The following is a 13,070-nucleotide window of genomic DNA, read 5'->3' as shown; positions in this document are numbered from 1 at the left end:
TCCTTGTTACTGACCCGGTTCTCTGACCGGTTCTCTGACCGGTTTGCTGACCCGACAGTTGGTAGCCGGTGTCACGCGTGCGGCAGTCTACCTATGGGGTGATGGGCGTCAAGCGGCACGACTGCGCAGGCGAGCTCAGCGCAGCAGGGCCAGGAGCTGCTCGGCGGTCTCATCGAAGTCTCGCATGGCCCGCGCGAAGTTCGCTCGGCGGTTCAGGATCAGGGTCAGGAGGTACTTCTCCCACAGCACCTTGGTGATCAGCACCGACTCGGCGGTCTCGATCACCACCTGCGCGCGACCGAGCCCGAAGATGATCGAGGAGATGTTGAGGTGCGTCATCGGCTGGCCGACCTGCGCGCCCGCGATCGAGACGTCGATCTTCGAGATCTCGGCGGGCCGGTAGGCCGTGTCGATCGTGTCATCGACGCCGTCGGACAGCACGGCCCCGAGCGCGCCCGGGTTGCGCTCGAGCAGGGCCCCGAGCAGCTCGCCAAACTCGCTCACGCCCCGATCGATCACGTCGTCCTGTCGATCGGTCATCACTCACGGGCCTCGCTCGAGCTCGGGTGACAGCCTGACGACCCGTCGATCGCGGATCTTGGCCAGGGTCTGCTGCAGCTGATCGGCCTGCCACGCGTGCTCGATCTCGCCGCGCAGGTGGGCCTCGCGAGCGGCGCGGAGCTGCGCCTCCGGCAGCGAGCCGTCGGCGAACGCAGCCGGCTCGATGTTGGTGACGACCACCAGATGCAGGCCGAACCCGGTGGCGAACGGACCGACGACCCCCGGCCCGGCGGCCCCGGCGGTGACGGCTTCGACCCACTGCGGATCAAAATTTCCGGGGTCGCTCGGCGCGAACGCGAACCGCTCGAACCGGACGATCATGGACGCATCGGGGGCCTGCTCGGGGCCCGCGAAGGTCACCTCGGAGGTGCCGACGATCCGCCCGAGCACCGCGCAGCCGTCCTCGGTGACCAGCTCCGGCTCGACCCGATGAACCCGGGCGACCAGCGGGGCGAACGCCGCGTTGGCGGCTGCGAGCCACTGTTGGGCCGCCTCGCCCTCACTGGGTGGCTTGACGAAGGTGCCGTCGGCCGGCTGCGTGGGGACCATCAGCACCTGGCACACGAACCACAGCTCGGGGTGAAACAGCCGCCGGGTTCGCGACGGGTCGGCCATGTTCTGGTCGATGACGCGCTGGGGGATGTCGGCGGCGCGATGGCTGGGCTCGAACACCTCGTCGAGCCAGACCCGGACCAGAGCCGCGCGCTCGAGCTGCTCACGCCGGGCCGGGTCGAGCTCGTCGGGGTGCTCCGGTGGTTGGTCGCGGGCGCCGAGCTCGACTCGTCGGGCGGCGACCAGGCGCAAGGTCGAGAGGGCCCGCGCCTGGGCCTCGGCCTCGCTGATGTCGTCGCGGCGGGCGAGGTGCTCGACGACCGCGCGCTCGAGCGCCAGCGTCTGGCCCTCGCCGCTGACCTGCGCGACCATGTCGGACTCGCGGGCCGAGTCGTCGCCGCAGGCGCCGAGTCCCAGCAGCGCGGCCGCGGCCCAGGCCCTCAAACCGGCCCACGCGCGTCCACGCCGATCAGAACGCGACGGAGAACGCGAGGTTGCCGTAGCGGTTGTCGCCGTAGCGGGTCGAGCGAACCGTGCCATAGCCAAAGTCTTGGTCCATGCACGTCGGGGACTGATCGTCGCAGCGAACGAAGACATGGTTGTAGTTGGCCTGGATCCAGGCACCGTCCAGCCATCCTAACCCCTTGAATTTCGCGATGCTATCGAGATGCCACGTCAGCTCCAGACCGACGGTGTTCGAGCGAAAATCGTCCATCTTGGGATCGTCGGTGCGGAACGGGTCGGTCTGCGCGTAGGCGCCCCCATCCCGCCAGAACTTGGCCTGGGTCTGGGTGTAGTAGCGGTAGCGCACCCGCAGCGCGAGGTCCCGGTGCGCGCGAAAGTGCACGCGCGCGTCGGCGCTGTGGGCCGTGATCCCCCAGTCGTCGGCGTAGAACCGGTAGTGCGGCTCGAGGGTCATCTTGGCCGGAGGGATGTGAGCGCGCAGCCACACCGCCGGGGCTAGGCGGCGCCGCAGCAGCGGGTGCTGCTCGGTCATCGCGTCGCGGGTCCGGCGGTAGGGGTTGTCCTGTGGACCCGCGGCGTAGATGCCCTCGAGGTTGACGCCGCCGAGCACTTGCTCGTGAAGCACGTGGCTGTAGCCGAGGTTGAGGTAGTGGACCGAGAGCAGGTTGGAGTCGCCGCTCGAGGTCCACGGCGCCCGCATGCCGAACGCGTCGACGATCTTGTAGACCCGGTCGAAGGTCGCCGAGTAATTCAGCGACACGCTCGCGGTGCGCTGCAAAAATTCACGCGACAGCCCGACCCCGAAGTTGTTGGACTGATAGTCGGTCTCGGTCGAGAACCGATACGACGCCGACGCGCCCCAGTCCTCGATCTTGGTGATCGCGCGGAGCGTGGCCTCGTGGCGGGCCTCGGTGAACACCCGATCGCCCCCGAGCTCGACCGACCCGGCGCCGATCGAGGCCGACGAGATCACGTCGAGCAGGTACTCGGTCTCGAGCGCGAACCGTTCGTCGGGCAGCTCCTTGCGGAACGTGACCATGGGCTGCAGCACCCGGGTCGACGTCTCGCGATAGTAGTTGCCGCGGACCGTGACCCGATCTTCGGCGCGCACGCTGGACGCGGGCAGCGTCAGCGATCCTGCGAGCACCAGCGCCACGAGCAGCGCGAGCCCGAGACGCTCGACCGGCGACGATCGACGGACCGGACCCCGGGCCCGAGTGGATGGCACTGCGTTCATGCTCGCACCGAGCTCGGCTCAGCCGCAGCCGCAGCCGCCACCCGAGCCACCGTGCCCGCCGAACCCGGCTTCGCGAGCGGACTCGATGTGACTGAGAAATTGTTCGTCGAGCGCGTGGCTCGCCGGATCCATCGAGGGCAGCGCGAGGTGCTGACGCTCGTGGGCTTGGACGGTGACGCACGCGCTGCTGGCCAGGCCGAGAGTCAGCGCAAGCACAGCGCGAGGCAGAGGAGATGCCATCCCCGCGAGCCTGCCCGACCTCAGTACCGCTCGGCAAGCGCTGGAACCCGCGGGCAACTCGCGCCCGGAGCACCGCCGAACGGATCGGCGCGGTGGTTCGCGTTGGCGCCGAGCTGTCGCTATCCTCCCGCGAATGCCGGCCGAGCTGATTGTCATCGATGGCCCCGCAGGTGCTGGTAAGAGCACGGTCGCTCGCCGCATCGCCGAGCGGTTCGGGGCCGCGCTGCTGGACACGGGCGCGATCTATCGCAGCTTGGCCTGGCTCGCGCGGGGCCGCGGCGTCGACTGGGACGACGAGTCGGGGCTCGCGGAGATCGCTGCCCAGCTGCGCATCGATTTTCAGCCACCGCAGCAGCCTGGCGCGCCCCAGCGGGTGTTGATCCTCAACCCGGTGGACGCGCCCGAGCGCGCGCCGATCGACGTCACGGGGCTGATCCGGGCGCCAGAGATCTCCGAGGGGGCCTCGCGGGTGTCGCAGCACGCCGCCGTCCGAGCGGCGCTCCTGGATATCCAGCGCGGCATTGCCGCGGTGTCGGTGGCCGCTGGACGCGGCTGCGTGGCCGAGGGCCGGGACATGGGCACCGTCGTGTTCCCCGAGGCGGCCCACAAGTTTTTCCTCACAGCCACGCGCTCGGCGCGGGCCAGTCGGCGCCACAAAGAGCTGACCGCCAGCGGTGCGGTCGCCAGCCGCGGTGAGGTCGAGTCGGAGATGGCACAGCGAGACCAGCGCGATTCCTCACGCGAGACCGCGCCACTTCAGCAGGCCGACGACGCCGCGCTGATCGACTCGAGCGAGCTCGACATCGACGCGGTGGTCGCCCAGATCGTCGCGGCGATCCAGGCCGCCGGGCCGACCCCGGCTTGACCAGCGCCACGGAAGTCTCTAGCTTCCCCCGGCTCTCGACCCTAGCGCCATCGCGGCCAGATTTGGCCAGCGCGTCGGCTTTGCTTCGGTGAGGGACGCCCATAGAGAGGAACTCCAGCAACCACATGACACAACCCATCACCCACGAGGTCGGCGAAGAGAGTTTTGCCGATCTACTCGAGCAGTCGCTCCTCGATACGAGCGAGGTCAAAGAAGGCAGCATCGTCAAGGGCACCGTCGTCGACATCATCGGCGATTACGCGGTGGTCGATGTCGGCCTCAAGGCCGAGGGCCAGGTGCCGCTGCGCGAGTTTGCCGACGAAGACGGCAACATCAACGTCAAGATCGGCGACGAGGCCGAAGTCTTGCTCGAGCACGCCGAGGACGCTCACGGTCTGGTCGTGCTGTCCAAGGACAAGGCGCGCAAGCGCAAGGTCTGGGACGAGATCCAAAGCGCCATGGAGGAGGACAGCATCGTCCGTGGCCAGATCCAAGCGCGGGTCAAGGGCGGCTTGTCCGTGACCCTGCAGGGCGGCGTGAAGGCGTTCCTGCCCGGTAGCCAGGTCGACCTGCGCCCGGTCCGGAACCTCGACGCGTTCTTGGCCCAAGAGCTCGACTTCAAGATCATCAAGTTCAACAAGCGCCGGGGCAATATCGTGCTCTCGCGTCGGGTGCTGCTCGAAGCCGAGCGCGCCGAGCTCAAGACCGACACGCTCAACAAGCTCGCCGAAGGTCAGATCGTCGAAGGCCAGGTCAAGAACCTGACCGACTACGGCGCCTTCATCGATCTTGGCGGCATCGACGGCCTGCTCCACATCACCGACATGAGCTGGGGCCGGATCAACCATCCGTCCGAGCTGTTCCAGGTCGGCGACAAGGTCAAGGTCAAGGTCCTGAAGTTCAACAGCGAGTCCGAGCGCGTCAGCCTTGGCCTCAAGCAGATCACCCCCGACCCGTGGATCAACGCCGAGGAGAAGTACATCCCCGGCACGGTCGTTCAGGGCAAGGTGGTCAGCATCAAGGACTACGGCGCCTTCGTCGAGCTCGAAGAGGGCATCGAGGGTCTCGTCCACGTGTCCGAGATGTCGTGGACGCGCCAGGTCAAGAACCCCAAGCAGGTCATCAACCTCGGCAACGAGGTCACGGCCGTGGTGCTCGACATCGACGTCTCGCAAAACCGGATCTCGTTGGGCATGAAGCAGCTCGAGGAGAACCCCTACGAGAAGGTGCTCGAGAAGTACCCGCCCGGGACCGTGGTCCAGGGTGTGATCCGCAACATCGCCGACTTCGGCGTGTTCGTGGAGCTCGAGCCCGGCATCGACGGCTTGGTCCACATCACGGACCTCAGCTGGACGCAGCGGGTCCGCCACCCCTCCGATCTGTTCAAGAAGGGTGACGAGGTCCAAGCGGCCGTGTTGAACATCGACAACACCGGCGAGAAGCCCAAGATCAGCCTGGGCATCAAGCAGCTGTCGAGCGACCCGTGGGACCGCGTGCCCTACGAGTTCCCGATCGGCAAGGTCACCGAGGTCAAGATCCTCAAGCTCACCGACTTCGGTGCGTTCGCCGAGATCATCCCCGGCGTCGAAGGCCTGATCCACATCTCGGAGATCAGCGAAGAGCGGATCGAAGATCCACGCCAGGTGCTCGAGCCCGGCCAGACCATGCGCGCCGAGGTCATCCAGCTCGACGCCCAGGAGCGCAAGATCGGCCTGTCGATCAAGAGCGCCCGCCGCCAGGACGACCTGGCCGACGCCCAGGGCTTCGCCAACGTCAGCGAGGCAGGGGCAACCCTCGCCGACCTGATGTCGGACAAGTACAAGAAGAGCTAGGCCTGTCCTCAGCTCGGGTCAGCCTTCTGACCCGCTCGCAGACACGAACCAGCCAGGTCAAACGACCCGGCTGGTTTTTTTTCAGCTCGGGCCAGGCTGTTTTAGGCGCGGGCCAGGCTGTTTTAGGCGCGGGCCAGGCTGTTTTAGGCGCGGGCCAGGCTTCTGGCCCGCTTGCGGACGACTCGGCTGAATAGGGACGTCAGAGGGAAGCGAACTGGCACGTTGGACCGCCGCTTCTCATCCCGCCTCCACTCATCTGCATGCGAGCGGGATGCGTCCGTGGCGCGCGCACCACGGATGCAAATGTGTGGAGGCAGGATGAGAAGTACCGGTCCAACGTGCCAGTTCGCTTCCCGCCAACGGCTCTGTCAACCGAGTCGTCCGCAAGCGGGCCAGAAGCCTGGCCCGCGCCTAAAGCAGCCTGGCCCGCGCTGAAAAAAAGCGTTATTGGGGGCGCATGCAGGGGGGATCGTCCAAGGTTCAGATCGTGGAGGGCTCGCTCGATGCGACTGGGCTGCGCTTCGGGGTGCTCGTGGCGCGCTTCAACGCGATCGTGACGGAGCCGCTGCTCGACGGCGCTGTCGATGCGCTGGTCCGCAGCGGGGCCAAGCCCAGCGACGTGGTGGTGTTTCGCACCCCGGGCAGCTATGAGCTGCCGATGCTGGCCGACAAGGTGCTGGCGAGCGGCAGGTTCGACGCCGTGATCGCGCTTGGCTGCCTGATCCGCGGCGACACGATCCACTTCGATCTGATCGCCGCGCAGGCGGCCAAGGGCCTGGCCTCGGCTGGGCAGCGGCACCGCAAGCCCGTCGCGTTCGGGGTCCTGACCACCGAGACGCTCGAGCAGGCGATCAACCGCGCGGGGGCCAAGGCCGGCAACAAGGGCGCCGAGGCGGCGATGGCGGCGATCGAGCAGGCCCGGCTGTACCTGGCGATCGAGAAGCTCTGAGCGGGTCGGGTAGCATGACGAGCATGGTCGAACACGACGCCAAGCCTTCGCGCGCAGCGGGCTCGAAGGGGCCGCCGGGGCGCTCGCGCGGGCGCGAGCTGGCGCTGTGGATCCTCTGCCACCTCGAGTCCCACCCAGGTGAGGAGCGCGAGGCTGCCGAGCTGTTCTGGCGCGAGCCACCAACCCTCGAGGTCGGCGACGAATTCATCGGGTCGATCCTCGCCGTCGAGCTCCGCGAGCTGCTCGATGACGGCGTCGCGGGTCGCTGGGCCCGGCGGCTGACCGAGGCGTACGTGGCCGACACGTCGTCGGTCGACGCGACGATCGAGCGCGCGTCGCAGCGCTGGCGGCTCGCCCGAATGGATCGGGTCGACCGTAACTTGCTGCGCCTGTGCGTGGTCGAGCTGCGCGGCGAGAAGACCCCACGCAACGTCGTGGTCGCCGAGGTCGTCCGGCTCGCCGCGCGCTACGGGGCCGAGCGCTCGGCGACCTTCGTCAACGGGCTGGCCGAGGCGCTGGCGCAGTCGCTGCGCGACGCGGTCGCGAGCGAGGCGGAGTCGGCCGCGGAGTCGGCCGCGGAGTCGGCCGCGGAGTCCACCTCGGAGTCCGTTTCGAAATTGGGGAGCACGACGTGATCCGAGCGATCCCGCCGGGCCATCTCGTTCAGCTGATCCGCGTCGAGGTGCTCGAGCGCGCGCTGCTCGACGGCGTGACGCTCGACGACCTGCCGCTCGATGAGATCCCGACCGAGGCTGACGAGCACGCCGACCGCCCCGGTGCCGACGGCGAGCGAGTCCGCGTGGACCTTGGCCTGGTCCCAGTGTTCAGCGACGAGCGACCGCTGCTCGGGCTCGCGGGCTTGATCGACTGGCGAGGCTCGGGCCGGCTCTCGGGCTTGGTGCGCTCGGGCTTCTGCACGGCCGCCGCGGGCGAGCAGGTGCTGGTGCCCTGCGACCGAAGACTGCCAATCGAGCGGCTGGTGCTCGTCGGACTCGGTGACCGGGCCAGCTTTGACGAGGCGCGAGCGCGCACCGTGGCCGAGCAGCTGGTGAAGATCTCCACCGGGTTGCAAGCGCGCACCGTGCTGATCGCGCTACCGACCGTGGGGATCGACCGCGCGCTGACCGAGGCCCTGTTCGAGGGCCTGCTGATCGAGATCGAGCAGCTCGCGGCGATCCCGGATCCCGAGCCCGAGCCCGAGCCCGAGCCCGACCCGGGCGCGAGCGCGGGCTCGAGCGGGGCAGGGGTCGACGAGCCGCCGACGGAATCGACGCCCGATCCAGATGCAGAACCACCGTCTGCGGACTCGGGATCGGACGGTGACCGGCCAGGTCTGTCGGATGACGAGCAGCCGGTCGTCGCTGCGCTGGAGTCGCCCGAGCCGAGCCCCGACCCGGATGTGACGACCGCGCGCTGGTGGGTCGCTGTCGATCAGGCGGTCGTGGCCCGGCTGCGGCGAGTCCTCAGCGGCCCTCCGCGACCAGCTCGGGGCGGCGCGAGCCTGCACACCTGACACGTTGTGGGAGCGGTGTCGCACCGCGGCCGGCCGCGCTGACGTGTCCAAGCGCTCTGCTCCGCCCTGGGGACCGAACGCCCGCAAACTCCCACGAACGCCGCCGCTCGCCCTATACTTTGGCGCGATGCCGACCCAAGTGCTTTTGGTCGAGGACTCACGAGCGATGCGTGACTACGTGAGTTCGATCCTCGAAGCCGAGGGGGGCTACGAAGTGCACGAGGTCGGGAATGGCTTCGACGCCCTGAGGGCGCTGCCCCGCGACTTGTTCGGGTTGATCGTCACCGACATCAACATGCCGGACGTCAGCGGGATCGAGCTGACCCGATTCGTGCGCCAGACCCCCCGCCACGCCAACACCCCGCTGATCGTGATCAGCAGCGAAGCCTCCGCGGTCGACAAGGATCGGGCCATGTCCGCGGGCGCGTCGTCGTTCGTCGCCAAGCCGTTCACCCCCGAAGAGTTCCTCGCGGCGATCCGCCAGGCCGTCGAGACGCCGCGTCCGGATCTCGGCCCAGACGCGGCTGCGAGCGCTGGCTCAGGATCTGGCTCAGGATCTGGCTCAGGATCTGGCTCAGGATCTGGGAGTGGGGGTGAGAGTCCGTGAGTGATTCGCCCGAGTTCGTGTCGGAGGCGCAGGAGATCATCGAGACCTTCTCGCGCCAGCTGCTCGAGATCGAAGGACAGATCAAAGACGGCGACGACTACGACCCAGACCTGCTCAACGGATCATTCCGGTCGGTCCACACGCTCAAGGGCCTGTCCTCGCTGTCCGGCGTCAACGAGATCGTCGATCTCAGCCACGAGCTCGAGACCACCCTCGACGCGCTGCGGCTCGGCAAGCTGCCGCTCAACCATGGCGCGCTCGATCTCATGTTCGAGTCCGTCGAGCTGTTTCAGCAGCTGCTCGCCAGCGCCGTCCACCCTGGCGCCGTCAACGTCGTCGACGTTCGACCCTTCCTCACCCGGCTCGCGGCGCTGTCCGAGCGCCCGGAGCCGGTCGACGAGAACCCGCTGTCGTGGCTCGACGACTCGATCCTCAGCGTGCTGACCGAGTACGAAGAGCACCGCCTGCGCGAGAACGTGCGCCTGAGTCGGCGGATCTTCCGGGTCCACGCGAGCTTCGACCTGATGGCGATCGACGTCGGGATCGAGGCGCTCAAGAGCAAGCTCAAGACTCACGGCGAGGTCATCACCTACCTGCCGAGCGCCGACGGCTCGAGCGACGACCGCATCGAGCTCGACATCCTCGTGGGCTCGAAGCAGAGCCTCACGGTCATCGCCGAGGGGATCGGCGAAGAGGGCGTGATCGTCGAGGCGCTCGGGACCGGCGAGCGGATCGTGATCAGCAAGACCACGCCGCAAGCTCGAGCGTCTGCGCCGGAGCCCGAGCCCGAGCCCGAGCCACAACCGGCGCCGAGGCCCCGCGCCAAGGTCCGGGTCGAAGCCGTCGATGAGGACGAGTTTCCCGAGCAAGACGAGGTCTACGGCGCGAGCCCAGCGGCCATGATGGGCCCGCCGAGCACGCCTGCCAGGTCAGCGTCCGCGCCAGACGGCGCGGCGTCCAGGCCGGCTGCACGGCCCAGTGCGAGCGGTGGCGGCGGGCAAGGCGGCGGCGGCGGTGGTCAGGACGGCGGCGGTGGCCGTCGGCCGGGGCCGGAGGGTGGCCGCGGGCCCGACGACATCCACGATGAAGGGGGCGAGCAGGCCAGCCTCAAGAGCCTCAGCCAGACCGTCCGCGTCGATCTGCGGCGGCTCGACCACCTCATGAACCTGGTCGGCGAGCTCGCGCTGGTCCACGCCAACCTCGCCGCGACCGTCGATCGAATGCAGCGCAGCGAGACGCCGGTCGAGCAGGCGCGCGAGTTCCAAGATCAGCTGCGGGTCATGAACCGGCGGCTCGGGCTGCTTCAGCAGGGGATCCTCGAGGTGCGCATGGTCCCGCTCGGGCAGGTGTTCGACAAGCTCGCCCGGGTGGTTCGCAACATGAGCCGCGAGTCGGCCAAGGACGTCCGCCTGGCGATCTCGGGGGCCGAGACGGAGCTCGACAAGCTGATCGTGGAAGAGCTCAGCGATCCGCTGATGCACATGATCCGCAACGCGATCGACCACGGCATCGAGAAGCCGGCCGAGCGGGTCGCGGTGGGCAAGCCAAGGGCCGGGCGCGTGTCGCTGTCGGCCTACCAAAAGGGCAACCGCGTGGTCATCGAGATGACCGACGACGGCCAGGGCATGGACTGGCGCTTCATCCGAGACAAGGCGATCGACAAGGGCGTGCTGACCCGCGACGAGGCCCGTGACATCAACGCCTCGCAGGCGATCAACCTGATCTTCACGCCGGGGTTCAGCACCCGCGAGGCCGCGACCGAGGTCTCGGGCCGCGGGTTCGGCATGGACGTGGTCAAGACCAACATCTCGCGGCTCTCGGGCATGATCGACGTCGCGTCGGAGCCGGGCCGAGGGTCGCGGTTCCGCATCACGTTGCCGGTCACCCTGGCGATCATTCAGGCGCTGGTGATCGAGACCGCGGGCCAGACCTTCTGCATCCCGCTCAACTCGGTGCTCGAGTCGATCATGGTCCAGACCGACGAGATCCAGACGATCGAGGGCCACGAGGTCGTCTCGGTCCGCGGTCGCACGCTGCCCCTGGTCCACCTGTCGCGGGTGTTCGATCTCGAGCCCGACGGCCGCGAGGCCGATCGCCGGATGTTCTACGATCGCCTGTACGTGGTCGTGGTCGGCCTCGCGCAGCACCGCGTCGGCCTGGTCGTCGACGAGCTGCTCGGGCAACAAGACGTGGTGATCAAGCCGATCGGCAAGGCCCTGCGCCAGGTGCCAGGGATCGCGGGCGCGACCGAGCTCGGAGACAACCGCACGGTGCTGTTGCTCGACGTCGGCACCCTGGTCGGCGAGGCGGTCGGCGGCGTCGAGGCGGCGGTCGCAGGGATCGGCAGCGGCGGCGCGAGCGAAGGTATTGGGGTGTTCTCGACGATGTCCGTCGGGCGCGGCAAAGAGCACGGAGGCTGGGGCGATCATGGCTACTGATGACGACGAGCTGTGGCAGGCGCTGCTGGCCGTGACGGGCGACCAGGTCGCGACCGAGGCCGACTACGAGCACGGCTACAAGCGTGAAATGCGCAGCGACCTGCTGCGCTACGTGACCTTCATGATCCGCGGTGAGATCTACGGCCTGCCGATCGAGCAGATCGTCGAGATCTCGACGGTGTTCCCGACCACCCCGGTCCCTCGCACCGCCGAGTTCGTGATCGGGATCGGCAACATGCGTGGCTCGGTCATGCCGGTCATCGATCTGGTCCAGCGGCTTCGGCTCGGCACCGTGATCCGCGGCCGCGAGACCCGCGTGCTGATTGTCCGCCATGACGACGATCAGCACGGTATCGTGGTCGACCGCGTGCTCGAGGTCATCTCGTTGCCCCCCGAAGACATGGAGAACACGCCCGGCGGGATCGGCAGCACCCGCGCCGACTTCATCCTGGGGCTCGGTCGGCATCGCGGGCGGCTGATCATCATCCTCGATCTCGAGACCGTGCTGGCCGAGCGCGACTTTCTCGAGGCCAAGTTCCGAAGGGAGCGTGTCCTGCAGTGACGAGCGAGATTGGCAGCAGCCCCCGCGGCGCGACCACGGCGTGGGACGACGAAGAGGCCCCCAAGGGCCAAGATCAGCTCAAGCTCGCCGGCTTCTTCGTCGGCGGTGGGCTCTACGGGATCGACATCATGCGGATCAAGGAGGTCATTCAGGCCGCCCCATATCCGACCCGCCCGGTCCCGCACGCGCCCCCGATCATCGAGGGGGTGATCACCCTGCGCGGCGTCGTGATCCCCGTCATCGATCTGCGCAAGCGCTTCAACGTCGCGATCGACGAGGCCGCGGTCCCGTTCAACAAGCTGATCATCGTCAGCGTCAAGGGCCGGATCGTCGGGCTCAAGGTCGACAAGGTCCTCGGTGAGCTGCGAGTCGACTCCGAAGAGGTGCGCCCGGCCCCGTCGATGCTGAGCGCGGCGATCGGCGATGACGGCGAGGACTTCTTCTCGGGCGTGTGCAAGATCGACAACGACGTGGTCTTCGTGGTCAACCTCGACGGACTGATCGGGGCGAGCAGCGGGAGCGACAGGTCGCGTTGATGAGCAACCCGTCCCAGGCCAACCCGCCTCCGGTCTCGCGCCGATCGGGTTCGAACGAATCGGGCTCGAGCGGATCGGGCTCGAGCGGATCGGGCTCGAACGGCACGCGACCGCGGGTGCTGCTTGGACATGGGGGCCCGGTGATCGCGGGCGCGGCTCAGCGGATCCTCGACGCGCACGGATTCGACGTCGCGATCGGATCGGACTCGGGCGACATCGAGGCGGCCTTGAGCTCGAGCAGCTGGGACGCCCTGGTCGTCGACGTGGCGCTGCCTGGCGCGCTCGGGTTCGAGCTCACGGGGGTCGCCCGCGAGGCGGGGGTCAAGGTCGTGATCCTGGTCGCGTCGGTGTTTCGGCGGACCAGCTACAAGCGCCAGCCCCGGCGGCTGTATGGCGCCGACGACTACGTCGAGATCCATCACCTCGGCGATCACCTGCCCAACCGCCTGCGCGCCCACCTTGGCCTGCGCGACTCGGAGCTGCCAGCCGAGACCCTGCGGGAGCTGCTCGCCACCCTCAACGAGCGCGGCGACGATCACCTGCTCGAGCAGACGCCGCAGGGCCTGGCGATGCTGATCGTCGCCGATCTGCTGCTCTACAACGGCGACCGGATCACCGAGGCGGACAGCATCGAAGAGGCTTTGGCGGCCGTCGCCGGGGATCTCGACGGGGCCCGCGATCTGTTCGCTCGGGTCCGGGACCAGGTTCGGGGT

Annotated in this window: 14 protein-coding genes; 10 read left to right on the top strand and 4 right to left on the bottom strand. The window is 68.3% G+C overall.

Translation table 11 applies throughout. The features are described 5' to 3' along the window. Positions 1-135 precede the first annotated feature (135 nt). The 4 genes from ENSA7_RS04845 to ENSA7_RS43190 are packed head-to-tail and all read right to left on the bottom strand — an operon-like array spanning position 136 to position 3,031. Positions 136-540 (bottom strand): roadblock/LC7 domain-containing protein, encoded by a 405-nt coding sequence (locus tag ENSA7_RS04845; protein WP_146157340.1) that lies wholly within the window; start codon positions 538-540, stop codon positions 136-138. Between the two features lie 3 nt (positions 541-543). Further along, complete coding sequence (locus ENSA7_RS04840; RefSeq protein ID WP_106088014.1) at positions 544-1,557, bottom strand: peptidylprolyl isomerase; 1,014 nt, start codon at positions 1,555-1,557, stop codon at positions 544-546. 25 nt (positions 1,558-1,582) lie between these two features. After that, on the bottom strand, positions 1,583-2,815 hold the full coding sequence (locus tag ENSA7_RS04835) for a DUF3570 domain-containing protein (RefSeq protein ID WP_106088013.1): 1,233 nt from the start codon (positions 2,813-2,815) through the stop codon (positions 1,583-1,585). An 18-nt stretch (positions 2,816-2,833) separates the two neighbouring features. Continuing rightward, positions 2,834-3,031: a DUF4266 domain-containing protein gene (locus ENSA7_RS43190; RefSeq protein ID WP_181233165.1), complete on the bottom strand. Its 198-nt coding sequence runs from the start codon at positions 3,029-3,031 to the stop codon at positions 2,834-2,836. A 157-nt stretch (positions 3,032-3,188) separates the two neighbouring features. On the opposite strand from ENSA7_RS43190, the gene cmk reads away from it, so the two are divergent. From cmk to ENSA7_RS04780, 10 genes are all read left to right on the top strand, one after another. Next, positions 3,189-3,920 carry a (d)CMP kinase gene (gene cmk, locus ENSA7_RS04825; RefSeq protein ID WP_106088012.1) on the top strand — a complete coding sequence of 244 codons (732 nt, stop codon included), beginning with the start codon at positions 3,189-3,191 and terminating at the stop codon, positions 3,918-3,920. Positions 3,921-4,045: 125 nt separating this feature from the next. Next, on the top strand, positions 4,046-5,752 hold the full coding sequence (locus tag ENSA7_RS04820) for a 30S ribosomal protein S1 (protein WP_106088011.1): 1,707 nt from the start codon (positions 4,046-4,048) through the stop codon (positions 5,750-5,752). Positions 5,753-6,209: 457 nt separating this feature from the next. Continuing rightward, positions 6,210-6,701 carry a 6,7-dimethyl-8-ribityllumazine synthase gene (gene ribH / locus ENSA7_RS04815; protein ID WP_106088010.1) on the top strand — a complete coding sequence of 164 codons (492 nt, stop codon included), beginning with the start codon at positions 6,210-6,212 and terminating at the stop codon, positions 6,699-6,701. Positions 6,702-6,724: 23 nt separating this feature from the next. Next, on the top strand, positions 6,725-7,336 hold the full coding sequence (locus ENSA7_RS04810) for a transcription antitermination protein NusB (RefSeq protein WP_181233163.1): 612 nt from the start codon (positions 6,725-6,727) through the stop codon (positions 7,334-7,336). After that, on the top strand, positions 7,333-8,214 hold the full coding sequence (locus ENSA7_RS04805) for a M17 family peptidase N-terminal domain-containing protein (RefSeq protein ID WP_181233161.1): 882 nt from the start codon (positions 7,333-7,335) through the stop codon (positions 8,212-8,214). Before ENSA7_RS04810 ends, ENSA7_RS04805 begins: the two co-directional genes overlap by 4 nt. A gap of 127 nt (positions 8,215-8,341) precedes the next feature. Further along, the gene (locus tag ENSA7_RS04800) at positions 8,342-8,821 is read left to right on the top strand and encodes a response regulator (RefSeq protein ID WP_244923714.1); all 480 of its coding nucleotides are present in this window, start codon (positions 8,342-8,344) and stop codon (positions 8,819-8,821) included. Next, a complete protein-coding gene (locus tag ENSA7_RS04795) occupies positions 8,818-11,259 on the top strand; it encodes a chemotaxis protein CheA (RefSeq protein ID WP_106088007.1) in 2,442 nt (813 codons plus the stop codon). The genes ENSA7_RS04800 and ENSA7_RS04795 overlap by 4 nt, the downstream gene beginning before the upstream one ends. Beyond that, the gene (locus ENSA7_RS04790; RefSeq protein WP_106088006.1) at positions 11,249-11,821 is read left to right on the top strand and encodes a chemotaxis protein CheW; all 573 of its coding nucleotides are present in this window, start codon (positions 11,249-11,251) and stop codon (positions 11,819-11,821) included. The genes ENSA7_RS04795 and ENSA7_RS04790 overlap by 11 nt, the downstream gene beginning before the upstream one ends. Further along, positions 11,818-12,357 (top strand): chemotaxis protein CheW, encoded by a 540-nt coding sequence (locus ENSA7_RS04785; RefSeq protein ID WP_106088005.1) that lies wholly within the window; start codon positions 11,818-11,820, stop codon positions 12,355-12,357. The genes ENSA7_RS04790 and ENSA7_RS04785 overlap by 4 nt, the downstream gene beginning before the upstream one ends. Further along, positions 12,357-13,070: response regulator transcription factor (locus tag ENSA7_RS04780; protein WP_146157339.1), on the top strand; the 714-nt coding region annotated here is incomplete at its 3' end. The genes ENSA7_RS04785 and ENSA7_RS04780, both read left to right, overlap by 1 nt.

This window comes from Enhygromyxa salina, assembly GCF_002994635.1.
GTDB classification, from domain to species: domain Bacteria; phylum Myxococcota_A; class Polyangia; order Nannocystales; family Nannocystaceae; genus Plesiocystis; species Plesiocystis salina_B.
The sequence above is the reverse complement of the archived record's forward strand: the minus strand, read 5'-3'. Positions and strand labels throughout refer to the sequence as shown.

Coding starts and splice junctions, on each gene's coding strand:
- ENSA7_RS04845 (WP_146157340.1), bottom strand. CDS start 540: ATGACCGATCGACAGGACGACGTGATCGATCGGGGCGTGAGCGAGTTT.
- ENSA7_RS04835 (WP_106088013.1), bottom strand. CDS start 2,815: ATGAACGCAGTGCCATCCACTCGGGCCCGGGGTCCGGTCCGTCGATCG.
- cmk (WP_106088012.1), top strand. CDS start 3,189: ATGCCGGCCGAGCTGATTGTCATCGATGGCCCCGCAGGTGCTGGTAAG.
- ENSA7_RS04820 (WP_106088011.1), top strand. CDS start 4,046: ATGACACAACCCATCACCCACGAGGTCGGCGAAGAGAGTTTTGCCGAT.
- ribH (WP_106088010.1), top strand. CDS start 6,210: ATGCAGGGGGGATCGTCCAAGGTTCAGATCGTGGAGGGCTCGCTCGAT.
- ENSA7_RS04810 (WP_181233163.1), top strand. CDS start 6,725: ATGGTCGAACACGACGCCAAGCCTTCGCGCGCAGCGGGCTCGAAGGGG.
- ENSA7_RS04800 (WP_244923714.1), top strand. CDS start 8,342: ATGCCGACCCAAGTGCTTTTGGTCGAGGACTCACGAGCGATGCGTGAC.
- ENSA7_RS04790 (WP_106088006.1), top strand. CDS start 11,249: ATGGCTACTGATGACGACGAGCTGTGGCAGGCGCTGCTGGCCGTGACG.